The following is a 23,182-nucleotide window of genomic DNA, read 5'->3' as shown; positions in this document are numbered from 1 at the left end:
TTACTCCCGCGGCCCGTAACGCAGCGCCGCCTGGCGACGGCGCACCACTTGGTATGGCCGCCACAGATAGCTGACCGGAATGCTCCAGACGTGCACCAGACGGGTGAACGGCGCGATCAGGAACAGGGTCAGGCCCAGGAAGATGTGCATCTTGTAGACCCAGCTGACGCCCTGGATGTAGTCGGCGGCACCGGCACGGAAGGTCACGATGTGCTGCGCCCACTCGGCCAGCTGCACCATTACCCCACCGTCCAGATGTCCGGCCGACACCCGGATGCTGTACAGGCCAAGACAGAGCTGGGCGAACAGCAGCACCAGCACCAGGGTGTCACCGAAGCTGCCGGTGGCGCGCACGCGGGCGTTGGTCAGCCGGCGCACCAGCAGGATACTGATACCGATGAAGCACAACGCACCGAACACGCCGCCCACCACCATCGCCAGCATCTGCTTCTGCGAGGAGGTGATGAAGTGCTCGTACACCGCGTGTGGAGTCAGCAGGCCGACCAGATGACCACCCAGGATGGCCAGGATGCCGATGTGGAAGCAGTTGCTGCCGATCCGCATGCCCTTGTCCGACAGCATCTGGCTGGAACCGGTGCGCCAGGTGTACATGGCCTTGTCATAGCGCGCCCAGCTGCCGATCAGCAGCACCGCCACGGCGATGTACGGGTAGTACTGGAAAGCGAATTGATGCAGGTAGTAGTTCATGGCTGGACCTCTCGATGCACAGGGCGGGCCGGTGAGCGTGTCGGTGGCTTGCAGTCTTCGGCAGGAGCTTCGGCGCCGAAACGCACGGCTTCCTCTTCCCACAGCCTGTCCATCGCCTCGGCCGTATCGTCGCGGGGCTCTTCGCTGGCGCGTTGCCGCAGCGCCTCCAGGTTGACCTTGCCGTCGCCGGCCTCCACCAGAATCTCCAGCAGCGGCACATGCGGCAGCTTGCGCTCGGCGGCGCGCGCGGCCAGCATCCCGGCGATGTGGCCGATGTGGTGCAGCCACTCCCGCGCCTCTGCCTCAGGACGATGCGCCAGGAATTCCAGCAACAGCGGCAGGTAGTCCGGCAGTTCGCGTGCATCCAGCTCGAAGCCGTGCTTGCGGTAGGTTTCCACCAGATCGACCATGGCCTGGCCGCGGTCACGCGATTCGCCGTGGATGTGTTCGAACAGCAGCAGGCTCATCGAACGGCCGCGGTCGAAGGTTGCCAGCCACGCGGCCTGCGCATCCAACGGATCGCTGTCCAGCAGCTGCTGCACGAAGCCACGCAGCTGCCTGCGCCGCGTCGGCGTCAGTGCCACCTCGTCACAGGCCGCCAGCAGTTCCTCGCCGTGCTGCCACAGTTCCTCGCGGGGGTAATCCAGCAGTACCCCCACCAGCTTCAGAACGCTCATCAGACCACCTCCTTGCGGCGGTGGTTGGGCCCGTTGTTCACCACGAAGCTGGTGCTCTTGCGCTGGCCGAACAGGTCGGCCGGGCTGTCGCCGTTGCAGCCGTTGCCGAAGGTGAAGCCGCAGCCGCCGCGTTCGCCGAAGGCGTCGTTGGCGTACTCGCGGTGAGCGCTGGGAATCACGAAACGGTCCTCGTAGTTGGCAATCGCCAGGTAGCGGTACATCTCTTCAACCTGGGCTACGGTCAGTCCGGTCTGATCAAGCACGGCGGTGTCTTCCACGCCGTCCACGTTCTTGGCCCGGCGCCAGGCGCGCATCGCCATCAGACGTTCCAGCGCCCGCACCACCGGTGCCTCGTCACCGGCCGTCAGCATGTTGGCCAGGTAGCGCACCGGAATACGCAGCGAGGCCACGTCCGGCAGTTCGCCACTCATGCCGATGCGGCCACGTTCGGCGGCCGACTGGATCGGCGACAATGGCGGCACGTACCAGACCATCGGCAGCGTGCGGTACTCCGGGTGCAGCGGCAGCGCCAGCTTCCAGTCGATCGCCATCTTGTACACCGGCGACTGCTTGGCCGATTCCAGCCAGCTGTCCGGAATGCCTTCCGCACGTGCAGCAGCAATCACCGCCGGGTCATGCGGGTCCAGGAAGATGTCCAGGTGGGCCTGGTACAGATCCTTTTCGGCGGCCACCGATGCGGCCTCCGCAATGCGGTCGGCGTCGTACAGCATCACGCCCAGGTAGCGGATGCGGCCGACACAGGTTTCCGAACAGATCGTCGGCTCACCCATCTCGATGCGCGGGTAGCAGAAGATGCACTTCTCCGACTTGCCGCTCTTCCAGTTGTAATAGATCTTCTTGTACGGGCACGCCGACACGCACATGCGCCAGCCACGGCACTTGTCCTGGTCGATCAGCACGATGCCGTCTTCCTCGCGCTTGTAGATCGCGCCTGATGGGCACGCCGACACGCACGCCGGGTTCAGGCAGTGCTCGCACAGGCGTGGCAGGTACATCATGAAGGTCTTTTCGAAGGCGCCGTAGATCTCCTTCTGCACTTCATTGAAGTTATAGTCGCGCGAACGCTTGCTGAACTCCGAACCCAGGATCTCTTCCCAGTTCGGGCCCCACTCGATCTTCTGCATGCGCTCGCCACTGATCAGCGAGCGCGGCCGTGCGGTCGGCTGGTGCTGGCTGTCCTTGGCGGTGTGCAGGTTCTGGTAGTCGAAGTCGAACGGCTCGTAGTAATCGTCGATCTGCGGCAGGTCCGGGTTGGCGAAGATCTTGGCCAGCATCCGCCAGCGACCGCCAGCGCGTGGCACCAGCTTGCCGCTGCCGGTACGCACCCAGCCGCCGTTCCACTTCTCCTGGTTCTCCCATTCCTTCGGATAGCCGATGCCCGGCTTGGTTTCAACGTTGTTGAACCAGGCGTACTCGACACCCTCGCGCGAGGTCCAGACGTTCTTGCAGGTGATCGAGCAGGTGTGGCAGCCGATGCACTTGTCCAGGTTCAGCACCATCGCGATCTGTGCACGGACCTTCATCACACCACCTCCTTGGCAACGGCCGGTACGGCCTCGCCATCAAGCCAATCGATCTTGTCCATCTTGCGCACGATCACGAACTCGTCGCGGTTGGTGCCGCAGGTGCCGTAGTAGTTGAAACCGTAGGCCAGCTGCGCGTAGCCACCAATCATGTGGGTCGGCTTGAGCACGATGCGGGTCACTGAGTTGTGGATGCCGCCGCGGGTACGGGAAATCTCCGAACCCGGTACGTTGATGATGCGTTCCTGGGCGTGGTACATCATCGCCATGCCCGGCATCACGCGCTGGCTGACCACCGCTCGCGCGGCGATCGCGCCGTTGACGTTGAACAGCTCGATCCAGTCGTTGTCGACGATGCCGGCATTGCGCGCGTCGTCCTCGCTGATCCACACGATCGGACCACCGCGCGACAGCGTCTGCATGATCAGGTTGTCGCTGTAGGTGCTGTGGATGCCCCACTTCTGGTGCGGGGTGATCCAGTTCAGCACGATCTCCTTGTTGCCGTTCGAGCGCTGGTTGAGCAGCGGCTCGATGGTGCGGGTGTTGACCGGCGGCCGGTAGCTCATGAAGGCCTCGCCGAAATCGATCATCCACTCATGGTCCTGGTAGAACTGCTGGCGACCGGTCACCGTGCGCCACGGAATCAGCTCGTGCACATTGGTGTAGCCGGCGTTGTAGCTGACGTTGTCGTCTTCCAGCCCGGACCAGATCGGTGAAGAGATGATCTTGCGCGGCTGCGCCTGGATGTCACGGAAGCGGATCGCCTCGTGTTCCTTGCCGACCGCCAGATGGGTGTGCTCGCGGCCGGTGAAGCTGCCCAGCGACGCCCACGCCTTCACCGCCACGTGGCCATTGGTTTCCGGGGCCAGGTGCAGGATCACTTCGGCCGCATCGATGGCGGTCGAGATGGCCGGCCGGCCCTGGCTGACGCCCTCCTCGTGCACGGTATGGTTCAACTTGCCGAGGAATTCCACCTCGTGCTTGGTGTCCCAGTTCATGCCCTTGCCGCCATTGCCGTGCTTGTCGAGCAGCGGCCCCAGCGAGGTGAACTTGCGATACAGGTTCGGGTAATCGCGCTCCACCACCGTCATCGACGGCATGGTCTGGCCGGGGATGGCCTCGCACTCGCCCTTCTTCCAGTCGGCCACGCCGAACGGCATGCCCAGCTCGTTGGGGGTGTCGTGCAGGGTCGGCACCAGCACCAGGTCCTTCTCCACGCCCAGCACGCCGGGCGCCATCTCGCTCACGGTGCGCGCAACCTCCTTGAAGATGTCCCAGTCACTGCGCGATTCCCACGCCGGGTCCACCGCCTTCGACAGCGGATGGATGAACGGATGCATGTCCGAGGTGTTGAGATCGTCCTTCTCGTACCAAGTGGCCGTCGGCAGCACGATGTCCGAATACAGCGCGGTGGTGCACATGCGGAAGTCCAGCGTCACCAGCAGGTCGAGCTTGCCTTCCGGCGCCTCGTCGCGCCACTTCACTTCCTCCGGCTTTACCGCGCCCATCTCGCCCAGGTCCTTGCCCTGCAGGCCGTGGCGGGTACCCAGCAGGTGCCGCAGCATGTACTCGTGGCCCTTGCCCGACGAACCCAGCAGGTTCGAGCGCCAGATGAACATCATCCGCGGGTGGTTCTGCTGCGCGTCCGGATCGGCAAAGGCGAAGTCCAGCGAACCGTCCTTGAACTTGCCCAGTGCGTAGTCGGCAGGGGCCACGCCGGCCGCTTCGGCCTCGCGCACCAGCTGCAGCGGATTGCGGTCCAGCTGCGGCGCGCATGGCAACCAGCCCATGCGCACGGCGCGCAGGTTCAGGTCGGCCAGGCTGCCGCTGTACTTGCTGGCGTCGGCCAGCGGTGACAGCAGCTCATCCACCTGCAGCTTCTCGTAGCGCCACTGCCCGGTGTTGAAGTAGAAGAACGACGTGCCGTTCATATGGCGCGGCGGCTTGCTCCAGTCCAGGCCGAACGCCAGCGGCTGCCAGCCGGTCTGCGGGCGCAGCTTTTCCTGGCCCACGTAGTGCGCCCAGCCACCGCCGGTCTGGCCCACGCAACCGCACATGATCAGCATGTTGATCAGGCCTCGGTAGTTCATGTCGTTGTGGAACCAGTGGTTCATGCCCGCGCCGACGATGATCATCGAACGGCCATGGGTCTTGTCGGCGGTACGCGCGAACTCGCGGGCGATCTCGATCACCTCGCCACGCGGCACGCCGGTGATGCGTTCCTGCCAGGCCGGCGTGCCCGGCACGTTCTCATCGAAGCTCTTGGCCACATTGGCGCCGCCGAAACCGCGGTCAACGCCGTACTGCGCCAGCAGCAGGTCATAGACGGTCGCCACCAGGGTCTCGCTGCCATCGGCAGTGGCCAGGCGGCGCACCGGGATGTTGCGGTCCAGTACTTCCTCGGCCGGGGCGGCCGTCCAGCCGTCACTCTCGATGCCACCGAAGTACGGGAAGCTGACCGCCTCGATCCCATCGTTGAAATCGGACAGGCTCAAGCGCAGGCGCGTATCCGCGCCGTTGCTGGCCTTCTCCTCGATGTTCCAGCGACCCTTTTCGCCCCAGCGGAAGCCGATCGAACCGTTCGGCACCACGATCTGGCCACTAGTCTCGTCGTAAGCGAGGGTCTTCCAGTCCGGGTTGTTGGCCTCGCCCAATCCACCCAGCTCACTGGCGCGCAGGAAACGCCCGGCCACCAGGCGGCCATCGGCGCGACGCTCCAGACGCACCAGCATCGGCATATCCGAGTACTGGCGGCAGTAGTCCTGGAAGTACTGCGACGGCGAATCGACATGGAACTCGCGCAGGATCACATGGCCGAAGGCGAACGCCAGCGCAGCATCGGTGCCCTGCTTGGGGTGCAGCCAATGATCGGTCAGCTTTGCCAGCTCGGAATAGTCCGGGCAGATCGAGACCGTCTTGGTCCCGTTGTAGCGCGCCTCGGTGAAGAAGTGCGCATCGGGCGTACGCGTCTGCGGCACGTTCGAGCCCCAGGCGATGATGTAGCGGCTGTTGTACCAGTCAGCCGATTCGGGCACGTCGGTCTGTTCGCCCCATACCTGCGGCGAAGCCGGCGGCAGATCGCAGTACCAGTCATAGAAGGACAGGCAGGCGCCGCCCAGCAGCGACAGGTAACGCGCACCGGCGGCGTAGGACACCATCGACATCGCCGGAATCGGCGAGAAACCGACCACGCGGTCCGGTCCGTACTGCTTCACCGTGTACAGGTTGGAGGCCGCGATGATCTCGTTGGCCTCTTCCCAGTTCAGTCGCACGAAACCGCCCATGCCGCGCCGGGTCTTGTACGAGCGCGCCTTTTCCTTGTCCTCCACGATGCTGGCCCACGCATCCACCGGGCCCTGGGTCCTGCGTGCTTCGCGCCACAGGCGCAGCAGCGTGCCGCGGATCAGCGGGTACTTCAGGCGGTTGGCACTGTACAGGTACCAGGAGTAGCTGGCGCCACGCGGACAGCCACGCGGTTCGTGGTTGGGCAGGTCCGGGCGCGTGCGCGGGTAATCGGTCTGCTGGGTTTCCCAGGTCACCAGCCCATTCTTGACGTAGATCTTCCAACTGCACGAACCGGTGCAGTTCACACCGTGGGTTGAACGCACGATCTTGTCGTACTGCCAGCGCTGGCGGTAACTGTTCTCCCAGTCACGGCCTTCGCTCTTGGCAAACCCATGGCCATCGGCAAAGGGCTGGGGGTCACGCTTGAAGAACTGCAAGCGATCAAGGAAATAACTCATCGGGGGTCTCCCTTTGCGGACATCTGCATCGTGGCTGTGTGTGTCATCTGGCTGCGGTGCGTTTTCATGTCAGCAAGGCGTCTCTGCGCCGCGCCGGTAGTACCACCACCAGGTCACGGCCAGGCAGGTGACATAGAAAACGACGAACCCGTACAGCGCCATGTCGGGGCTGCCGGTCAACGTGATGGAAGAGCCATAGCTCTTGGGAATGAAGAAGCCGCCGTAGGCACCGATCGCACCCGAGAAGCCCACTACCGCGGCCGACTCGATGCTGGCCTGGTGCGCCGACGCGGCCTTGCCTTCCGCATTGGCACCTGCCGACAGGCGCTCATGCAGCGTGCGGAAGATCACCGGGATCATGCGGAAAGTGGTGCCGTTGCCGATGCCGCTGAGCACGAACAGCGCCATGAAGCTGAAGAGGAAGCCGTAGAAATTGCCGCCCTGGCCATCGCTGGGCAGGAAATGCAGCACGCCGAACACCGCCGCGATCATCAACGCGAACACCCAGAACGTCAGCCGCGCACCACCCCAACGGTCGGCCATGCTGCCGCCGACCGAGCGCATCAGCGCACCCAGCAGCGGGCCGATGAAGGCGTAGGCGAGCGGGTTCACGGCGGGGAACTGGCTCTTCACCAGCATCGGGAAGCCGGCCGAGAAACCGATGTAGGAACCGAAGGTGCCGATGTACAACCAGCACATCAGCCAGTTGTGCTTGCGGCGGAAAATCACCGCCTGTTCCGCAAACGAGGAGCGGGCGCTGGTCAGGTCATTCATGCCGAACCAGGCCGCCACCGCGCAGATCGCAATCGCCGGCACCCAGATGAAGCCGGCATTCTGCAGGTACAACGGCGTACCGCCCTCCACCACCGGCTGCGGCGCACCACCGAGGGCACCGAACACGCCCACGGTGATCACCAGCGGAATCACCGCCTGTGCCACCGACACGCCGACATTGCCCAGGCCGGCATTCAGGCCCAGCGCCAAGCCCTGCTTCTGCTTGGGGTAGAAGAAGGAAATGTTGGACATCGACGAGGAGAAGTTCGCCCCACCAAAGCCACACAGGATCGCGATCACCACGAACACCCAGTAAGGCGTCGCCGGGTTCTGCACCGCAAAGCCAAGCCAGATCGTCGGTGCCAGCAGTGATGCGGTGGACAGCGCCGTCCAGCGGCGACCGCCAAAGATCGGAATCACGAACGAATAGAAGATGCGCAGCGTCGCGCCGGACAGGCTGGGTAGTGCCACCAGCCAGAACAACTGATCGGTGCTGAAGCCGAAGCCGATCTTCGGCAGGCTGATGGTCACCGCCGAGAACAGTACCCAGACCGAGAACGCCAGCAGCAGCGAGGGAATGGAGATGACCAGGTTGCGGGTGGCGACCCGCTTGCCGGTGCGCTCCCAATAGCCGGGATCTTCCGGCGTCCAGTCGCTGATGACGCGACCAGGACTGGCAGTGCTGCGGACAACAGGATCGCTACCGACGGTCATACATGGCTCCAAGGCTGTGGAATGACGTGGGTACTGCTTTCAAGTTGTAACCCGTCGTCATGGCAGCCATTAGGCCGTGCAGCAGCAACGACGGGGTTGATCTGGATCAATCAGGCGCGGGTTTCCCCCTCGCCCCTGACAAATGTCAAACCGATGATGCGGAACTGCGGCGGGTCACCCCGCGCTGGCGCACGCTGTCGCGCACATCCACATCTAACTGCAGCTGCAGCGTGGTGCCGTCGTCCAGGTACAGCGCAAAGGTCAGGCCATCACGGCACGGCAGGCGCCCGGCCAGGTCCTCCACGGAAGACCGGGGCAGTACCAGCCGGCAATCGGTGCCGCTGTCGAGCAGCACGGCCGATTCGCCACCATGCAGCGAAACGGCCGTACCCCAGCCGCCACTGCCACCGAACCGGGTCAGGTTTTCCACCGTTTCACCGGCCAGCAGCTGCGCGAGTTCGGCTTCGTCCAGGCGCAGGCGCATTGTCTGTTCTTGCAACTGCACCTTCATGAGGCAACGTCCTCCCATTGGGTGGGGGTATTGCAGTTGACCAGGGCGCTTTCATCAGCGTGGGCCAGGCGCAGGGTCTGCGCGTCCAGCCGGTGTTGCAGGGCCTGCAGGGAACGCGGACCGAGGGGATCGTGGATCATGTTTTCGAGGATCGTGCGACTTTCATTGTCCACATTAAACAGCATCGGAAGCGGATGCCCGTCAAAGATCGTGCAAGCGCTGCGATGCCCGTCACGCAATTGCCGCAGCAGATCCGGGGTCAGACGGGGCGTATCCACCGGCACCACCCAGGCGGGGCCATCGGGCATCTGCATTGCCACGCTGAACAGGCCGCCCAGCGGCCCGCACCGTGTGATCTGGTCGGGTACGCCGCCGAAGCCCGGGTAACGTCCGCTCACCCAGACGCGGTCTGCCCCGGCCAGCCGCAACGTGCCGCGCATGTGCTCCAGCAGCGTGCGCCCCTGCCAGGGCAGCAGCGCCTTGTCGCGGCCCATGCGGCTGGACAGGCCACCGGCCAGCACGATGCCGGCGATGGTCGTGTTCACGCGGGACACCCGACCACGCCATGCGTGGCTGCCCCGGCCGGGCGCGACGGGAAGGCCCCATCCACGCATGGCGCAACCGTGCAGGCTCGCCCCAGTAGAGCCACGCCATGCGTGGCTGCCCCGGCCGGGCGCGCGGAGAAGGCGCCATCCACGCATGGCGTGGATCTACTGCCGTCAGTGGTGCTCATGTGCCGGCTCACTGTCCGCGTGGCACAGCGTGCAGCCTTCGCTCCACTCGCTGTCGCCATCTTCGTAATGTTCCTGCTTCCAGATCGGGCACTGGTGTTTCACTGCCTCGATCAGCTGCCGGCACGCCCTGAACGCTTCATCGCGGTGCGGGCTGCCTGCGGCCACCACCACCGCCACATCGCCAATGCCCAGACGGCCCTTGGCATGTGCCACGTACAACTTCAGTTTCGGCCCGAACGTCGCCTCGATCTCCGCCGCCAAGCGCTGGATCTCGTTCAGCACCAGCGGTTCAAACAGGTCGTAGGTGATGCCGGTCACCGGCCGCCCCACATTGAAGTCGCGCACCTTGCCGATGAACACATCGATGCCGCCGAATGCCGGGTCGGACACCGCTGCGACGCCTTCGGCCGGATCGATGGCGCGCTGCGCGCGGTCCACCACTTTCGCAGTCACGTTGCTCATGGCTCAGCCCCCACTCACCGGCGGCAGGATCGCCACCTTGCCATCGGCGGGCAGCGCTTCGTGGTCACGCAGCACGCGCTGCTGGTCGGCGAAGGCCGAATAGTCCAGCAACCCAGCGCGGAAACCGGGAAAGCGCAGCGGCAACAGCTCACGCAACGCCTGGCGCAGATCGGCCACGGTGCCACCGGCCACCTCCAGCGCGATCTCGCGGCTGGCATCCAGATCGGAAAACGCACCGAACAACTGCAGATTCACCTGTTTCATCATGACTCCTGGTTCGCCAGCTGCAGCGGGTCCTGATGGCCCCAGCCCTGCACGCGCACCGGTGTGCCGGCCGTGGCCAGGTCGCCCTCGCCCTCCAGCACTACCCAAGCGTTGGCCTGCAGCATGGATTTCAAACGGAACGATTCCTGACCGGCCAGCACGCGCGCGCTCAAGCGTCCCTGCGCGTCCACTTCCACCCGCGCCCGCGCGTGGAAGCGCAGGCCCGGCGGCTTGCGCACGTCGGCCTGCAGCGGCAGCTGCAGCAGCGGCTCGGCGGCCAGGCCCAGCATGCGACGCAGCACCGGTTCAACGAAGAAGCGCTGCCCCACTGCCGCCGACACCGGGTTGCCGGGCAGGCCAAAATACAGCGCGCCATTGGGCAGCACTGCAAACAACAGCGGCTTGCCCGGGCGGATCGCCACTTTGTGGAACACGATGCGGGCGCCACGCGCGCGCAGCGCATCCGGAATGAAGTCGTAGCGGCCGGCCGACACCGCGCCGGTACTCACCAGCACCTGCGCCCCTGCCACCAGCGCGTCATCCAGCACTGCATCGAAGGCAGCCACTTCATCGCCCACCGTGCCCTGCCACACCACCTCGGCACCGGCGGCCTGCAGGCGGCCGATCAGATAGGGCCGGTTGCTGTCACGGATCTGCCCGGAGTCCAGCGCCTGCGCCGCTTCGGTCACCAGCTCCTTGCCGGTGGCAATGACAGCGACCTTCGGCCGCGCCACCACCGTCACCTCGGCCACGCCGATGGCGTGCAGCAAGGTGCGCGCATTGATGTCCAGCGCCTGCCCGGCCCGCAGCACGCGCTCGCCCTCTTCCACGTCCTGTCCACGCAGGCGCACGTTCTGGCCAGGCTTCACCGCGCTCTTCAACGCGATGCGGGTCGGCCGGCCATCGTCGCTGGCGAGGATCTCCACGTTCTCGATCGGCACCACCGTATCCAGCCCAACTGGCATGCGCGCGCCGGTCATGATTTCCCAGGCACCTTCGCCGCCCTCGGCACCGGCATCGCCTGCGGCCTGCCAGCCCTGCACCGCAAACCCGGTACCGCTTTCGAAGGGCGTGCCATTGGCGCGCAGCGCGAAGCCGTCCATCGCCGAATTGTCGAACGGCGGCAGCGACTGCCCGCTGATGATGTCCGTGGCCAGGATGCGACCACCCGCCTCATGCAGTGTCAGCCGCTCGGCCAGCAGCGGTGTGGCCGCCGCCATCAGGTGCTGCAGCGCTTCGCTGTAGGCAATCATGCGTGGCCACCGCCATCGACCATCGCCAGCGCGTGGCCCAGCACAGGCGCCAGAATGTCCAGGCACTGCGCAGCCGCGCGCGGGCTGCCCGGCAGTGCAAATACCAGCATGTCATCCAGCTGCACCACCTCGGCACGGCTCAGCCAGGCCATCGGCGTGTGCTGCGCACTCAACGCGCGCACCATCTGCGCCAGGCCGTGCACCGGTCGCGCGTTCAACGAACGCAGCGCTTCCGGGGTCAGGTCGCGCGGGCCAAGCCCGGTGCCGCCCGTACACAGGCACAGGCGTACGCCCTCGCCCGCCAGCGCGCGCAGGCGGCCCGCCAGCGGTTCGACGCCATCGGGCAGTACCTCGGCAGCCACCACCTCGCCACCGAGCGACTGCAGCCCGCTCACCAGCTTCGGCCCGGACTCGTCGGCATACGTGCCCTCGCTCGCGCGATCGCTCAGGGTGATCACCGCGCAGGCAGCACCGTTCAAGCCCTTCGGCGGACGCGGCCTGAAGCGCTCGCGCTCACCATCCTCCATGCCATCAGGATGCAGCCACAGGCCGCGCTTGCCGCCTTCCTTGAACAGCAGACGGATGCCCTCGATGCGCAGTGCCGGCTCCACCGGCTTGCTCAGGTCGTACAGGGTCAGCAGTGCGGCGTTCACCCCGGCCAATGCTTCCATCTCCACACCGGTGCGGGCCTCGCTGGCGCACTCGCACCACACGCGGATCGACTGCCGTTCCGGCACCGGCGCGCAGTACACCTGCACCAGTTCCAGCGGCAGCGGGTGGCACAGCGGCATCAGCATCGAGGCCATCTTCGCGCCTTGCAAGCCAGCAATCTCGGCCATCACCAGCGCGTCGCCCTTGGGCAGGCGGCGCTCGACAATCAGCGGGTAGGCCACCGGTCCGGCATGCAGCTCGCCCACCGCCACCGCGCGGCGGCGGGTAACGCGCTTGTCGCGCACATCGGCCATGTGGAAGGCCGCAGTCAATTCACCACGCATCGTGTTCCTCATCCTCCGATCGACGCCAGATGCGGGGTCAACCCGGTCTGGCCCTGGTGCAATCCGTGCCCGGCCGCTTTCAGGCCAAGCTGTGTGGTGATGCGTGCCAGCAGCGCGTCCTGGTCGTCGTCGCTCTGCAGCAGCGGGCGCAGCGGCACGCCGAATTCGCCGAACAGGCACAGCCGCAGATCGCCCTTGGCGGTCACCCGCAGGCGGTTGCAGCCCTTGCAGAAGTCACGCGAATACGGGGCGATGATGCCCACCGTGCCGCGATGCTGCGGGTGGCTGAATTCACGCGCCGGGCCGGCATCGGCCGCGCGCGGGCGCTCGTGCCAACCGGCGGCATGCAGCTGGTCGATCACGTGTTCGGCACGCAGGTGGTGCCGCTGGAAATAGGCTTCGTTGTCGCCGGTACGCATCAGTTCGATGAAGCGCACGCTGAAGGGACGGTCGCGCAGGAAGTCCATCCACTGCGGCAGCTCGTCGTCGTTCAGGCCGCGTAGCAGCACTGCATTGAGCTTGATGGCGGGCAGGCCCAGTGCCTGCGCCATCTCCAGCCCCTGCTGGATTTCCGGCAGGCGGTCGTGGCCGGTGATGGTGCTGAAGCGCTCGCGCTGCAGGCTGTCCATGCTCACGTTCAGCGCGGTCAGGCCGGCGCGGTGCCAGCCCGGCAGGCGACGCGGCAGCAGCGTGCCATTGGTGGTAATGGCCACCTTGCGGATGCCCGGCACGGCCGCCACCGTGGCAATGATCTCGTCCAGGTCCTTGCGCAGGCTGGGCTCACCACCGGTAAGACGAATCTTGGTCATCCCCAGCATGGCAAACGCGCGCACCAGGCGCGCGATCTCGTCCACCGCCAGGAAGCGCGGGCGGCCATCGGCCTGGTAGCCATCGGGCAGGCAGTAACTGCAACGGAAGTTGCAGGCCTCGGTCAACGACAGGCGCAGGTAGGGAAAGCTGCGCCCGAATCCGTCGGTGAGTTGGCTCATGGCTGGTCCACCTTGTTGTTCCACCGTCTTGCCTGTGCCCGGAACGGCCCGGATACCCTCGCCTGCTGAGACTGACGCCAGCCTACGCGGCAGGCATTGGCAACGGGATGACTTAAATCAATCGCCGCCGGCCACGCCGCGCGGGCGTTGTGGCAGCATGCGGCTTTCCGTGCCGTGTGCGTGTGACAGCCATCATGATGATGAACGATTTCCAGCACCTGCTGCAGGCCGCAGGCGAACAGGCCGAACCGCAACGCCTGCTGTTCGTATTCGCCCGCGCCGACCTGCCCGAATCGCCCACCGACGACCAGCGTGACCGACATGACCGCGGCGAAGGCGGCACCCTGTCGCCGGTGCTGTGCGTGGACAAGCTGCCGGCCGAGGTGCCCAGCTTCCAGGCGTTGGCCAGCGAGTCCAGCACCACCGGCGTGGAGTGGGACATGGTGTTCGTGGCGGCGATGGACGGCCGTGCGGGTTTTGCCCCGACCACCGACGAGGCCACCCGCCCGCTGCGGCTGATGGTCAACGCCATCAACGACGGCCAGATCGGCCGCTTCGCCGCCTTCGACCGCAGCGGTGAGCCGATCCAGTTCTATTGAGCCACCAGCTGCAGGGTCAGGAAGAAGATCAGCAGCACCGTGTTCAGGCCCCAGGCCACGGTCAACCCGCGCGCAGCAACGCCCAGATTCGGAGTGCGCGCGGTGGGTGCCGCCCGCCACACCGCCGGAATGATCCAGCCGGTATAGAGCAGCAGCACGGCGAACATCGCCAGCACCAGCGTGGTGCGCTGGTTGGCCAGGGCCCAGAGGGCAACAGCCCAGAGAATGTTGCTGGGAATGACCCCCTGCAGCCAGAAGACGTTCCAGAGGCGTGAACGGCCTTGGGTGTCGGGCGCGGGGTGCAGAGACGCGGTGGCTGTCATAAGTCTCCCTGGTGTTTAGGAAACGTGCTGGGCAAGCCTGCGCTTGGTGGCTGGGAACGTCAAGGCACGACGGAATGGTAGCGCCGGGCCGTGCCCGGCGGAATGCATCCGGGTTCACTGTGATGTCGCCTTCGCCCCGGCCACCCTGCTCACTCCATGCCCACAACCACGACACCTGTCGCAGATTGCCTGGTCGCGCTGGACCAACGCGGCAGCCAGCACTGCCAGTACTTAACAGCGTGGTTCAATGCCGAAAGCGTCTCCAATCGTGAGCTATTTGCAACTCTTCTGATTGGCATTGCATAGCGACGCGGGCTGAGATGGCGTGCCACCGAAAACGGGTGGCCGGGCGTCGAACACCCGTGTTGTTCCTGAGTGATTACGCTTGCCAGTCGGCGTCACCTTGCGTGGCGCCGGCTGGCAATCCGTCTGCCGGCTATGGCGGGCGGTACGTGGGGGCCCCGTGCCCGCCGGCTTGGGATCAACCCGGTGTTCGAACCTCGTACCGTCCGCCACCTCTGTGTGGCGGCTACCGATTGCCTTGCACGGAGCCTCGCCATGAACGGATCTGACCTGCCCCATCTGCACGCCTACAGCGACCCGGCCAACGCCGATGACCTGGCAGAGGCTGTGCCCTGCGTGGATGCGAATACCCTGATTGCCAACCTGAAGCGCATCGGCAAAGGCGCTGCGGCCGACGGGCAGCCCTGGCCGGAGCGGCACCAGTTACCCGGGCGCTGCATGGCGCTCGCCGATGCCGATTGCGCATTGGCCGGGCTGCGGGTGGTACAGGAGGTGCTGCTGGCGGCAGAGCGGACCCGGCAGAACGGCGAGCCCGAGGACTATGTGGGCGACCGGGTGATGGAAGGGCTGATGCTGGCGTGCCTGGCGTTGAGTGCGCAGGCTATGGGGCGGTTGCAGGTGGAGCGTTGAACGGGACTCGCTTGGAATGCACCTTGTGCCTCCAGGCTCAGCAGCGAACGGCAAAAAGCCCACCGGTACTGCAGCCCCATTTTGTCTCGCGTTTTCCTCCGTTTCAACAACAGCGTTGCCCCACGCTCACTCGCTTGCCGCCCTCTTTCCGGATAGAGCAACCAGGAAGATCAGAACAAGGGCGATGCACACTGCCACGTTGAATAAGAGGATGGGGCGTATGGCGAGGTAGAGCTCACCGACTCCCAAGGAATAAGAACCATGATTGGACTGCGAGCCCAGCGCTCTGGCAATGATCTGAATCCGCACAAGCGAAGCTATCTGGACCGCAATGATTCCAATCGCGGAGATGAGCCTTCTGGTGGGAGTTCTACCAACCATTGCGAAATACGCGAGCACCAAGAGGGCCGCATAGAAAACAACCAACATCCAAGTCATCACCGCCTCCGTGCGGAATTCTCCGCCCTCATGCAACCCGTGCTCGCTGGGCTTTCATCAGGCCTTCCCTGGCACGCGGAAGCTAATGTGCCTCGCCCTGGCAAACGGCGGTCCATGCTCCCTTCCGCTTCTGGCATGAACCCATGCACGCCGCCCCGCAGCTGGGAACGCCCAACCTGTCAGCCTTGGGGGGGCTTGGTCATCTCCGGGATCGACAGCTGAGCGCAAACTCCAGAACTGCCACCGATTAATCGAGCCGTCTGAACAGACCAGCTCTCCAGAAGATGCTGTGCGCCTGATCCGCCACCGCTCTTCAGTGCAGAAAGAACTGCATCCAATCTACGTTGAACCGCATTGGACATTGGCAAATTCAAAAGTCTCTTCAGCGTGGCATCTGCCGCAACGAAATCGCCAAGCCGGATGGCGGATATGTATTTTATCCACTCCGAGTAATCGCTAGTGAAGTCAAGGCCGTCGACATAGATCAACAGATCTACCGCCGTCTTCACCGCCTCAAGTTTTTTGGCGTGCGTCTTATGCATCCCACAGAAAAAATCTTTATCCACTTCCGCGCTTGCAATCCTCTGACCTAGAGACATGTGCAGGAAGGACAAATCATCATAGGTCGGAACTACGAAGGTCCATATATAGGTAGAGGATGGAGCAGGATCCAACGTGAAGCCTGAGATAACATCCCGCGTATGAAATGCAATCAAAAAGTTGCCAGCGGCGCGCAGACCACTACTCTTGGCCTGGCGCTTCATTCTCCAAAGTGCTATGGATTTCATGCCAGGGCACTCACCTTTCCAGAACGCCGCAAAGTATAGCTCCTCTAGGGAGATGCTTGTGGTAATTGCGAATTTCCGCTGCAGTCAGACCAGCGACTCCCGACTTCAAGCCCATTACATAATCAAGTCAAGCCGTGGGATGTCGGTCACGATTATCGATATCGGCAACGATCCTGCCCTGGTGATCAAAGTACTCCCCCCAAACTGCTTCCAGTCTTCATTAGTGCTAGCGTGCACCGTCAAGCCAGTGATGCAAGGATGCGCGGCAGGATCGTCTATGACCCCGACATTACCTCCATTTTCAGACCGCATGAGGCTGCTCCTCCTCTTCGCACTCTGCTTAGTACTCACCTCCTGCGATCTGGTAATGGACAGCTCCTACGCCACGAAGCAGGAAGCCGTCGATGCCGAGATGATTACCAAGGGCTGGATTCCCGCGTGGGTGCCCGAGGAGGCGACCGACCTGCGCGAGGTGCACGACCTCGATTCAAACGTGAGCGCGCTTGCCTTCAGCAAACCACGCAGCAAGCAGTTGTTGTTGCCGCCCGGTTGCCGGCCCGTCAACCACAGCGCTACCCAGCCGGCGCTGTTCAATCGAAGCTGGTGGCCGAGTGAGACCGCTCTGAAGCGCTCCTATACCTTCTTTCGTTGCGAGCCCGAATTCGGCAAGTCGATCTTCGTCGCAACAAGCAGCACAGGCAATCGCGTGCTCTTCTGGCGCACGTACGCTCGCTGATGCGCATGCCCGCCCTCCCCTTCAACCCGACACTACAGATGCACATTCCAGGAACGGTCCTCACCACCCTCGCCCTTTGCCTGTTGCCCTGCCTTCCGGCCTACGCAGAGCAAAGCACGCCTGCCGATGTGCAAGCGATCGAACAGGTGATCGAGTCCTTCCGCACCTCGCTGATCAACAAAGACAAGCCGACCTACATGGCGCTGTTCTTCTCTGACAAGCCGGAAGACATTGGCTGGCAGTTGGTGTCCGAGGACCGGCGATTGGCGGACATCCGCAGGGCCAAGCCCGATGCGATCAAGGCACGAAATATCCCATCGAACAACTTCATCTCGCTCATCGATGAGGCCGTGGCCACTGCAGAGCCACGAGAGGAGAAGTTCTTCAACACGAAGATCGACACAGACGGCGATGTGGCATCGGTGTCGTTCGACTACAGCTTCCACGCCAATGGCGCGAAAGAAAACTGGGGCAGGGAAATGTGGCAGCTGGTCCGCACCGAGCAAGGCTGGAAGATCTTTTCAGTGATCTATTCGATACGCGACAAACGCAGTTCCGCGGAGAGCTGATACTTCCTTTCAGCCAGTCAACGTCAATCGCCACGAGTAGCAGAATCCTGATTCCGCAGCCGCGCCGCAAAGTACCGCGTAGGCGACTGCCCCAGCGCTTTCTTGAACATCGTGATGAACGCTGTCACCGACTCGTAGCCCAGGGTTTCAGAAACCCGTTGCACCGCTGCGCCGCCGGCAAGCTCGCGAATCGCAACCAGCAGATGCAGCTGCTGTCGCCAGCGCCCAAACGACAGACCGGTTTCCCGATCAATCAGGCGCGTCAGGGTGCGCTCGCCCAGCGCCAGGCGTTTGGCCCATTCCCTGATTGTGCTGCGGTCCGCCGGATTGGCCGACAGCGCCGCAGCCAGCGCACGGATCTTGGGGTGATCGCTCACCGGCAGGTACAACCGCTCGGCCGGCATCTGCACCAGTTCGTCCAGCAGCACCCGCGCCAGCCGCTCGACGTGCCCGCCGCGCGGGTAGTCCTGCGGCACATCGGCCAGGTGCAGGATCATCTCGCGCACCATCGGTGAGATCGACAGCGTCACGCAGTGCAGCGGCAGGTCGACGACGCCCGGCTCGACGAACAGATAGCAGAGGCGCGCGTTCGCCGTGGCGCGATTGCTGTGCGGCAGGCTGCCGGGAATCCACACGCCGCATTGCGGCGGCACGATCCACAGGGCATTGGCCACCTCGCAGGTCACCGCGCCATGAAGCGCCAGGATCAGTTGTCCCTTGCGGTGGTCGTGCACCGGAATCTCGGCATCGTGGTCGGCCACCTGCAGGCGGCTGGCCACTGCAGGTCGATCCGTCGCGTCCGGGTCCAGATCAAAGCCAGGCAGCGAGATGCGAGTCATTCTCAATGACCAGATTCAGCGATAGGCTGGCATTCTAGCGAAATTCGGCTGCAGGCCTCGCTGAATACGATGGCGGCATGCAGATTCCCGCCCCTACCCGCCCCTGGCTTTCGCGCCCGAGCGCGCTGCTGACGTCGCCCGCATTGAAGGTCGACCGCGAAGCGGTGCTGTTCTCGCTCAAGTGCCTGCTCGCCGCGATCCTCGGGCTGTATGTCTCGCTGCGCATCGGCCTGACCCGCCCGTTCTGGGTGATCGGCACGGTCTACCTGGTGTCGCAGCCGATGTCCGGCGCAACGCTCAGCCGGGGCCTGTTCCGCCTGCTGGGAACCGTCGGCGGTGCGGTTGCTACGGTGCTGCTGGTGCCGCGGTTCGCCAACGCGCCCTTGGTGCTGAGCGTGGTGCTGGCGGCCTGGATGGGCCTGTGCCTGTACCTGGCCATGCTCGACCGCACACCGCGTGCGTATGCCTTCCTGCTGGCCGGGTACACCACCAGCCTGATCGGTTTCCCGGCGGTGATGGTGCCCGGTGAAGTCTTCACCATTGCCATCACCCGTGTGCAGGAGATCTCGATCGGCATTCTTGCGGCAACGCTGGTCCACGGGCTGGTGCTGCCACGCCGGGTCTCGCCGCGTGTGCACGCGCGTGTGGCGTCGATTCTCGGCGATGCGGAACGCTGGACGCAGGACATGCGCGCAGGCGCCAGGGACACGGTACTGGCGGAGGACCGCTCCAAAGTAGCCGCGGACCTGCTCGAACTGCACACGCTGTCCATCCACCTGCCGTTCGACAGCGCGCACGGCGTTGCCCAGGTGCAGATCCTGCGCGCACTGCATGACCGGATGCTCGATGTGCTGATGCTGTCCAGCGCGGTGGATGAATCGATGGCCCAGCTGCGCGCGCAGCCTGTTGGCACGACAGACACAGCATGGCCGGACCTGCTGCGTGCAGCGCTTTGCACACGTCAGGCCGAACTCGATGCTGCGCATCACGACTGCCGGCTGCTGGAAGAGCAGCTGCACGCCGCCCGCCCGGACTGGCGCCGGCGCGTGCCCGTGCACCTCGCCAGCAAGGCGAACGGCCACGTGCTGCACCGTGATCACCGGGTCGCCCTGCGCAGCGCTTTGGGTGCCTTCGTCGGCATCGTACTGAGCTGCGCGCTGTGGATCGCTACCGCGTGGTCCGATGGTGCAACCGCCGTCTCCATCATCGGCACGGCCTGCGTGTTGTTCGGGACCGCCGAGGCACCTGCCGGGCATGTCATGCGCTACCTGATCGGGTCGACCATCGGCGTGGTCGTCGGGCTGTTCTACGCGCTGGTGATCTTTCCGGGCCTGTCCGATTTCGTCGGCCTGGCCATGGCGCTGGCGCCCGCACTGCTGTTGTGTGGCTCGTTCCTTGCCCGCCCACCGTTCATCATGGCGGCGTTGGGCGTAGTGCTCACCTTCCCGCTCATTGCAGGATTGGGCGCCAGCAATGCCAGCAACATCGTGGGGGCGCTCAACAGCGGCGTCGCGCTGTTCGTCGGCACGGCGGCGGCGCTGTGCAGCATGTCGCTATTGCAGACCCTGGACAGCAATCGCAGCCGCGCGCGCCTGCAGGATGTGATCAGGCGGGACATCGCCCGTCGGGCGGCCGGGCAGGTGCGAAATGCCAGCGACTGGACAAGCCGCATGGTGGATCGGCTTGCGCTGCTTGCCCCTCGCCTGCGCGGCCGTCCGGATGCGGCCCGCACATTGCGGACGATGTTTGCAGACATGCGCGCGGCCAGTGCCGTGGCCGAACTGCGTGTGATCGGCAGGACGCTCAAGGACCGGGGCAGCCGCGAGTGTCATGCGCAGTTGATGCACAGCGCCACTGCCCACTTCCGCACCCCCGCTCCTCGCCCGGCGAGCCCGCCGCTACTGGAATCGCTCGAACGCACACGCGACGCCATCCTCGATGACAAGCCACCGGGAGCCGAGCGTGTTCTTGCACTGCTTTGCGGCCTGCGCCGCGACCTGCTCGCTCATGAGGACTGATGCGATGTTCTCCGATATCTCCATCGATGGCGTCTTCATTCCCGGCCTGCTGGCGGTGGCGCTCATCGCGCTGGCGCTGTCGATGATGGCCTCGCGGCTGCTGGCAAGCCTCGGGCTGTACCGGCTGTTCGCCTATCGCCCGCTGGTGGGCCTTTCGCTGTTCGTGATCCTGGCGGAGCTGTTGATCCAGCTCGCGCCCCTGTTAGAGAAACTGAAATGAAACACGTGCTGAGTGTCCTTGGCCGCTGGAGCGCAACGCTCTGCCTGTTCGCCGTCGCCGTCATCGCGGCCCTGTCCCTCTGGAACCGATACGAAACGCAGCCCTGGACGCGCGATGGCCGGGTACGCGCGGACGTGATCCGCGTGGCGTCGGACATGGGCGGACTGGTGACCCAGGTGCTGGTGCAGGACAACCAGCGGGTGAAGGCCGGGCAGCTGCTGCTGGTGCTGGACCAGCCGCGCTACGCCGCCGCGCTGGAGAAGGCCGATGCCGCAGTGAGCAGCGCGAAGGCCACGCTCACCCTCGCCCGCCGTGAATCGAAGCGGGATCTGGCGCTGGGCAACCTTGTCGCTTCGGAGACACGCGAGCGCAATGCGGCCAAGGTCGATACCGAAGTGGCCGGTCTGGCGCAGGCCCGTGCGGAGCGGCGGGTGGCACTGTTGAACGTGCAGCGCACCGAAGTGCGCGCCAGCGCCGCTGGCACCGTCACCAACCTCGATCTGCACCCGGGCGACTTCCTGCAACCGGGCGCCCAGGCCCTGGCCCTGATCGACAGCAGCAGCCTGAGGGTCGAGGGCTATTTCGAGGAAACCAAGCTCAACTGCATCAGCGAAGGCGATGCCGCAGTCGCCCGCCTGATGGGCGATGACCGCGACGTGCGTGGGCACGTCGAGAGCATCGCTGCCGGTATCGCCGACGACCAGCGCTCAAGCACCCACAACCTGCTGCCGTCGGTCGCGTCGACCTATACCTGGGTGCGGCTGGCGCAGCGGATACCGGTCCGCATCCGCCTGGATGATGTTGCCCCGGACACCCGCCTGATCGTCGGCAGAACCGCCAGCGTGACCATCACCCCGCGTGCGTCGCGAGTCTGCAAGTGATCGGCAACGCATCGCGCGCAGGTGTGCTCGCCTGTGCATTGTCGCTGGCCGGCTGCGTGTCCGGCCCGGACTACACGCTGCCGGCCAACGCGGTCGCCGCCGCCCCGGCGGCCCGCCGCGCATTCGTATCGAGCCACGAGGCGACCTACACACAGGCCGAGCCGCCGGATCACTGGTGGCAGCTGTACGACGATCCACGGCTCGATGTCTACGTCAGCGAAGCGCTGCGGGCCAACACCGACCTGCGCGCGGCCGACGCCAACCTGCGCCGCGCCACGGCGATGGTGTTGGAGGTCCGGGCCGAGGGCTCGGTAGGCACCGACGCCGACGCATCGGCCACGCTGGCCCGCGCCGGGGGATACACCTCGCCTTCCTCGCCACCGCAGGTATACGCGCTCGGCATCCACCTGTCCTACCCGCTGGATCTGGCCGGTGGCATCCGCCGCGGTATTGAAGCAGCCAGCGCGGATGCAGAGGCCGTCGCTGCAGCGCGCGACCAGGTACGGGTGGTTGTCGCTGCTGCCGTCACCCGCGCGTATGTTGGCATCTGTTCGACCAACCTCACCCTGGCGGCGACGCAGCGGGTGCTCGATACGCAGCGCGCAACGTTGGACGCCACAACCCGCTTGGCGGCCGGCGGACGCGGAACCGAATTCGACGTGAGCCGGGCGCGCGCGGCGGTCAACCGCAGCGCGGCGGCTGTTCCGCATCTGGTGGCCGAGCGGCAGGCGGCCCTGTTCGAACTGGCAGCGCTGATGGGCCGACTGCCAGCGGACTACCCGCAGGACGTCGCCAACTGCCAACAGCCGCCGCGCCTGCAGCAGCTGATTCCTGTCGGCGATGGCAGCCAGCTGATCCAGCGTCGCCCGGATATCCGTGCGGCCGAGCGCAGCCTGGCGGCTGCCACTGCAATGATCGGCGTGGAAACGGCAGCGCTGTATCCCCAGGTGAGCCTCGGCGCGTCCGCTGGCACGGCAGGTTCATTCAAGAAGCTGCTGGGCAGCGACAGCATCGGCGCGTCCATCGGACCGCTGCTGTCGTGGCGCTGGCCGAACCGCCGCACAACCCACGCACGGATCGACGCTGCCGGGGCCAACGCCGATGCTGCACTGGCATCGTTCGATGGCGCGGTGTTGGATGCTCTGCGGCAGACCGAAACGGCGTTGTCGGCGTATGCGCAGGAGATCGATCGCGAGCACAGCCTTGCCCTCGCCCGCGACGACGCGGCACATGCGAGCAGCCAGGCCGGGCAGCTGTACCGGTTCGGCAGGATCGGCTTCCTCGATGTACTGTCTGCCGAGGCTGCGCTGGCCGATGCAGAATCCGCGCTCGCAGCGTCGCGTGCGCAGCGGGTGGACCGTCAGGTGAATCTGTTCCTGGCGCTGGGCGGGGGTTGGGCCGCGCCGGACGCAGTGCCAGAAGCCGGCACTGACCAGCCGGGTAACTTTTGATGAACACCCGTCAGGTACC

24 protein-coding genes are annotated in these 23,182 nt (G+C 65.1%); 8 read left to right on the top strand and 16 right to left on the bottom strand.

What is annotated here, in order from left to right; translation table 11 throughout:
- The 12 genes from narI to moaA all read right to left on the bottom strand — a co-directional run bounded on the left by narI (position 1) and on the right by moaA (position 13,368).
- Positions 1–708: a respiratory nitrate reductase subunit gamma gene (gene narI / locus ACFX4F_RS08075; RefSeq protein WP_089235844.1), complete on the bottom strand. Its 708-nt coding sequence runs from the start codon at positions 706–708 to the stop codon at positions 1–3.
- Positions 705–1,385, bottom strand: coding sequence for a nitrate reductase molybdenum cofactor assembly chaperone (narJ, locus tag ACFX4F_RS08070; protein ID WP_099818663.1), 681 nt, complete (start codon positions 1,383–1,385; stop codon positions 705–707). The genes narI and narJ overlap by 4 nt, the downstream gene beginning before the upstream one ends.
- A complete protein-coding gene (gene narH / locus ACFX4F_RS08065) occupies positions 1,385–2,929 on the bottom strand; it encodes a nitrate reductase subunit beta (protein ID WP_099818664.1) in 1,545 nt (514 codons plus the stop codon). Before narH ends, narJ begins: the two co-directional genes overlap by 1 nt.
- A complete protein-coding gene (locus ACFX4F_RS08060) occupies positions 2,929–6,672 on the bottom strand; it encodes a nitrate reductase subunit alpha (RefSeq protein ID WP_380653971.1) in 3,744 nt (1,247 codons plus the stop codon). Before ACFX4F_RS08060 ends, narH begins: the two co-directional genes overlap by 1 nt.
- Positions 6,673–6,741: 69 nt before the next feature.
- Positions 6,742–8,160 carry a NarK family nitrate/nitrite MFS transporter gene (locus ACFX4F_RS08055; RefSeq protein WP_099818666.1) on the bottom strand — a complete coding sequence of 473 codons (1,419 nt, stop codon included), beginning with the start codon at positions 8,158–8,160 and terminating at the stop codon, positions 6,742–6,744.
- A gap of 145 nt (positions 8,161–8,305) precedes the next feature.
- The gene (locus ACFX4F_RS08050; protein WP_380653968.1) at positions 8,306–8,671 is read right to left on the bottom strand and encodes a hypothetical protein; all 366 of its coding nucleotides are present in this window, start codon (positions 8,669–8,671) and stop codon (positions 8,306–8,308) included.
- A complete protein-coding gene (locus ACFX4F_RS08045; protein ID WP_380653965.1) occupies positions 8,668–9,216 on the bottom strand; it encodes a molybdenum cofactor guanylyltransferase in 549 nt (182 codons plus the stop codon). Before ACFX4F_RS08045 ends, ACFX4F_RS08050 begins: the two co-directional genes overlap by 4 nt.
- A gap of 174 nt (positions 9,217–9,390) precedes the next feature.
- Complete coding sequence (locus ACFX4F_RS08040; protein ID WP_380653962.1) at positions 9,391–9,867, bottom strand: molybdenum cofactor biosynthesis protein MoaE; 477 nt, start codon at positions 9,865–9,867, stop codon at positions 9,391–9,393.
- Between the two features lie 3 nt (positions 9,868–9,870).
- The gene (locus ACFX4F_RS08035) at positions 9,871–10,131 is read right to left on the bottom strand and encodes a MoaD/ThiS family protein (RefSeq protein WP_191077937.1); all 261 of its coding nucleotides are present in this window, start codon (positions 10,129–10,131) and stop codon (positions 9,871–9,873) included.
- Positions 10,131–11,384 (bottom strand): gephyrin-like molybdotransferase Glp, encoded by a 1,254-nt coding sequence (glp, locus tag ACFX4F_RS08030; protein ID WP_380653958.1) that lies wholly within the window; start codon positions 11,382–11,384, stop codon positions 10,131–10,133. Before glp ends, ACFX4F_RS08035 begins: the two co-directional genes overlap by 1 nt.
- The gene (moaCB, locus tag ACFX4F_RS08025; protein WP_180167267.1) at positions 11,381–12,379 is read right to left on the bottom strand and encodes a bifunctional molybdenum cofactor biosynthesis protein MoaC/MoaB; all 999 of its coding nucleotides are present in this window, start codon (positions 12,377–12,379) and stop codon (positions 11,381–11,383) included. Before moaCB ends, glp begins: the two co-directional genes overlap by 4 nt.
- 8 nt (positions 12,380–12,387) lie before the next feature.
- On the bottom strand, positions 12,388–13,368 hold the full coding sequence (gene moaA / locus ACFX4F_RS08020; RefSeq protein ID WP_380653954.1) for a GTP 3',8-cyclase MoaA: 981 nt from the start codon (positions 13,366–13,368) through the stop codon (positions 12,388–12,390).
- Between the two features lie 194 nt (positions 13,369–13,562).
- On the opposite strand from moaA, the gene ACFX4F_RS08015 reads away from it, so the two are divergent.
- Positions 13,563–13,967 (top strand): ribonucleotide reductase subunit alpha, encoded by a 405-nt coding sequence (locus tag ACFX4F_RS08015; RefSeq protein ID WP_380653951.1) that lies wholly within the window; start codon positions 13,563–13,565, stop codon positions 13,965–13,967.
- On the opposite strand, the gene ACFX4F_RS08010 is transcribed toward ACFX4F_RS08015, so the two are convergent.
- Positions 13,961–14,290 (bottom strand): hypothetical protein, encoded by a 330-nt coding sequence (locus ACFX4F_RS08010; RefSeq protein WP_099818674.1) that lies wholly within the window; start codon positions 14,288–14,290, stop codon positions 13,961–13,963. The two genes, ACFX4F_RS08015 and ACFX4F_RS08010, sit on opposite strands and share 7 nt — an antisense overlap.
- 558 nt (positions 14,291–14,848) lie before the next feature.
- Here ACFX4F_RS08010 and ACFX4F_RS08005 point away from each other — a divergent pair.
- Positions 14,849–15,223 carry a hypothetical protein gene (locus tag ACFX4F_RS08005; RefSeq protein ID WP_380653948.1) on the top strand — a complete coding sequence of 125 codons (375 nt, stop codon included), beginning with the start codon at positions 14,849–14,851 and terminating at the stop codon, positions 15,221–15,223.
- A 126-nt stretch (positions 15,224–15,349) separates the two neighbouring features.
- Here the strand turns inward: ACFX4F_RS08005 and ACFX4F_RS08000 are convergent, their stop codons facing one another.
- Together ACFX4F_RS08000 and ACFX4F_RS07995 are read right to left on the bottom strand one after the other, a co-directional pair.
- The gene (locus ACFX4F_RS08000; RefSeq protein WP_380653945.1) at positions 15,350–15,661 is read right to left on the bottom strand and encodes a hypothetical protein; all 312 of its coding nucleotides are present in this window, start codon (positions 15,659–15,661) and stop codon (positions 15,350–15,352) included.
- Between the two features lie 179 nt (positions 15,662–15,840).
- Positions 15,841–16,425 (bottom strand): hypothetical protein, encoded by a 585-nt coding sequence (locus ACFX4F_RS07995; protein WP_380653942.1) that lies wholly within the window; start codon positions 16,423–16,425, stop codon positions 15,841–15,843.
- Positions 16,426–16,816: 391 nt separating this feature from the next.
- Here ACFX4F_RS07995 and ACFX4F_RS07990 point away from each other — a divergent pair, with 391 nt between their 5' ends.
- Together ACFX4F_RS07990 and ACFX4F_RS07985 are read left to right on the top strand one after the other, a co-directional pair.
- Positions 16,817–17,185: a hypothetical protein gene (locus ACFX4F_RS07990; protein WP_240196402.1), complete on the top strand. Its 369-nt coding sequence runs from the start codon at positions 16,817–16,819 to the stop codon at positions 17,183–17,185.
- A gap of 38 nt (positions 17,186–17,223) precedes the next feature.
- Positions 17,224–17,754 carry a hypothetical protein gene (locus tag ACFX4F_RS07985; protein ID WP_099818790.1) on the top strand — a complete coding sequence of 177 codons (531 nt, stop codon included), beginning with the start codon at positions 17,224–17,226 and terminating at the stop codon, positions 17,752–17,754.
- A gap of 23 nt (positions 17,755–17,777) precedes the next feature.
- Here the strand turns inward: ACFX4F_RS07985 and ACFX4F_RS07980 are convergent, their stop codons facing one another.
- On the bottom strand, positions 17,778–18,593 hold the full coding sequence (locus ACFX4F_RS07980) for an AraC family transcriptional regulator (protein WP_380653938.1): 816 nt from the start codon (positions 18,591–18,593) through the stop codon (positions 17,778–17,780).
- 77 nt (positions 18,594–18,670) lie between these two features.
- Between ACFX4F_RS07980 and ACFX4F_RS07975 the strand changes: the two genes are divergently transcribed.
- From ACFX4F_RS07975 to ACFX4F_RS07960, 4 genes are read left to right on the top strand one after another with little or no spacing between them, the layout of a single operon-like run.
- Entirely contained in the window at positions 18,671–20,611 is a 1,941-nt protein-coding gene (locus tag ACFX4F_RS07975) for an FUSC family protein (protein WP_380653935.1), read from the top strand.
- Between the two features lie 4 nt (positions 20,612–20,615).
- On the top strand, positions 20,616–20,831 hold the full coding sequence (locus tag ACFX4F_RS07970; protein WP_380653932.1) for a DUF1656 domain-containing protein: 216 nt from the start codon (positions 20,616–20,618) through the stop codon (positions 20,829–20,831).
- Positions 20,828–21,712 carry a biotin/lipoyl-binding protein gene (locus ACFX4F_RS07965; RefSeq protein WP_380653929.1) on the top strand — a complete coding sequence of 295 codons (885 nt, stop codon included), beginning with the start codon at positions 20,828–20,830 and terminating at the stop codon, positions 21,710–21,712. Before ACFX4F_RS07970 ends, ACFX4F_RS07965 begins: the two co-directional genes overlap by 4 nt.
- Complete coding sequence (locus ACFX4F_RS07960) at positions 21,709–23,163, top strand: efflux transporter outer membrane subunit (RefSeq protein ID WP_380653926.1); 1,455 nt, start codon at positions 21,709–21,711, stop codon at positions 23,161–23,163. Before ACFX4F_RS07965 ends, ACFX4F_RS07960 begins: the two co-directional genes overlap by 4 nt.
- Positions 23,164–23,182 lie beyond the last annotated feature (19 nt).

Source organism: Stenotrophomonas sp. YIM B13575 (assembly GCF_042787595.1).
In the GTDB taxonomy this organism is placed as follows: Bacteria; Pseudomonadota; Gammaproteobacteria; order Xanthomonadales; family Xanthomonadaceae; genus Stenotrophomonas; species Stenotrophomonas lactitubi_B.
This window is presented reverse-complemented; position numbering and strand designations above follow the sequence as displayed.

Excerpts from the sequence above, each read along its gene's own strand:
- ACFX4F_RS08060 (WP_380653971.1), bottom strand. The coding sequence starts at position 6,672 with ATGAGTTATTTCCTTGATCGCTTGCAGTTCTTCAAGCGTGACCCCCAG.
- ACFX4F_RS07985 (WP_099818790.1), top strand. The coding sequence starts at position 17,224 with ATGCACATTCCAGGAACGGTCCTCACCACCCTCGCCCTTTGCCTGTTG.
- ACFX4F_RS08005 (WP_380653948.1), top strand. The coding sequence starts at position 14,849 with ATGAACGGATCTGACCTGCCCCATCTGCACGCCTACAGCGACCCGGCC.
- moaA (WP_380653954.1), bottom strand. The coding sequence starts at position 13,368 with ATGAGCCAACTCACCGACGGATTCGGGCGCAGCTTTCCCTACCTGCGC.
- ACFX4F_RS08015 (WP_380653951.1), top strand. The coding sequence starts at position 13,563 with ATGATGATGAACGATTTCCAGCACCTGCTGCAGGCCGCAGGCGAACAG.
- narI (WP_089235844.1), bottom strand. The coding sequence starts at position 708 with ATGAACTACTACCTGCATCAATTCGCTTTCCAGTACTACCCGTACATC.
- ACFX4F_RS07995 (WP_380653942.1), bottom strand. The coding sequence starts at position 16,425 with ATGAAGCGCCAGGCCAAGAGTAGTGGTCTGCGCGCCGCTGGCAACTTT.
- moaCB (WP_180167267.1), bottom strand. The coding sequence starts at position 12,379 with ATGCGTGGTGAATTGACTGCGGCCTTCCACATGGCCGATGTGCGCGAC.
- ACFX4F_RS07965 (WP_380653929.1), top strand. The coding sequence starts at position 20,828 with ATGAAACACGTGCTGAGTGTCCTTGGCCGCTGGAGCGCAACGCTCTGC.
- ACFX4F_RS08050 (WP_380653968.1), bottom strand. The coding sequence starts at position 8,671 with ATGAAGGTGCAGTTGCAAGAACAGACAATGCGCCTGCGCCTGGACGAA.
- narH (WP_099818664.1), bottom strand. The coding sequence starts at position 2,929 with ATGAAGGTCCGTGCACAGATCGCGATGGTGCTGAACCTGGACAAGTGC.
- ACFX4F_RS08010 (WP_099818674.1), bottom strand. The coding sequence starts at position 14,290 with ATGACAGCCACCGCGTCTCTGCACCCCGCGCCCGACACCCAAGGCCGT.
- ACFX4F_RS07975 (WP_380653935.1), top strand. The coding sequence starts at position 18,671 with ATGCAGATTCCCGCCCCTACCCGCCCCTGGCTTTCGCGCCCGAGCGCG.
- ACFX4F_RS08055 (WP_099818666.1), bottom strand. The coding sequence starts at position 8,160 with ATGACCGTCGGTAGCGATCCTGTTGTCCGCAGCACTGCCAGTCCTGGT.
- ACFX4F_RS08000 (WP_380653945.1), bottom strand. The coding sequence starts at position 15,661 with ATGACTTGGATGTTGGTTGTTTTCTATGCGGCCCTCTTGGTGCTCGCG.
- ACFX4F_RS08035 (WP_191077937.1), bottom strand. The coding sequence starts at position 10,131 with ATGAAACAGGTGAATCTGCAGTTGTTCGGTGCGTTTTCCGATCTGGAT.
- ACFX4F_RS07970 (WP_380653932.1), top strand. The coding sequence starts at position 20,616 with ATGTTCTCCGATATCTCCATCGATGGCGTCTTCATTCCCGGCCTGCTG.
- narJ (WP_099818663.1), bottom strand. The coding sequence starts at position 1,385 with ATGAGCGTTCTGAAGCTGGTGGGGGTACTGCTGGATTACCCCCGCGAG.
- ACFX4F_RS07990 (WP_240196402.1), top strand. The coding sequence starts at position 16,817 with ATGGACAGCTCCTACGCCACGAAGCAGGAAGCCGTCGATGCCGAGATG.
- ACFX4F_RS07980 (WP_380653938.1), bottom strand. The coding sequence starts at position 18,593 with ATGACTCGCATCTCGCTGCCTGGCTTTGATCTGGACCCGGACGCGACG.
- glp (WP_380653958.1), bottom strand. The coding sequence starts at position 11,384 with ATGATTGCCTACAGCGAAGCGCTGCAGCACCTGATGGCGGCGGCCACA.
- ACFX4F_RS08040 (WP_380653962.1), bottom strand. The coding sequence starts at position 9,867 with ATGAGCAACGTGACTGCGAAAGTGGTGGACCGCGCGCAGCGCGCCATC.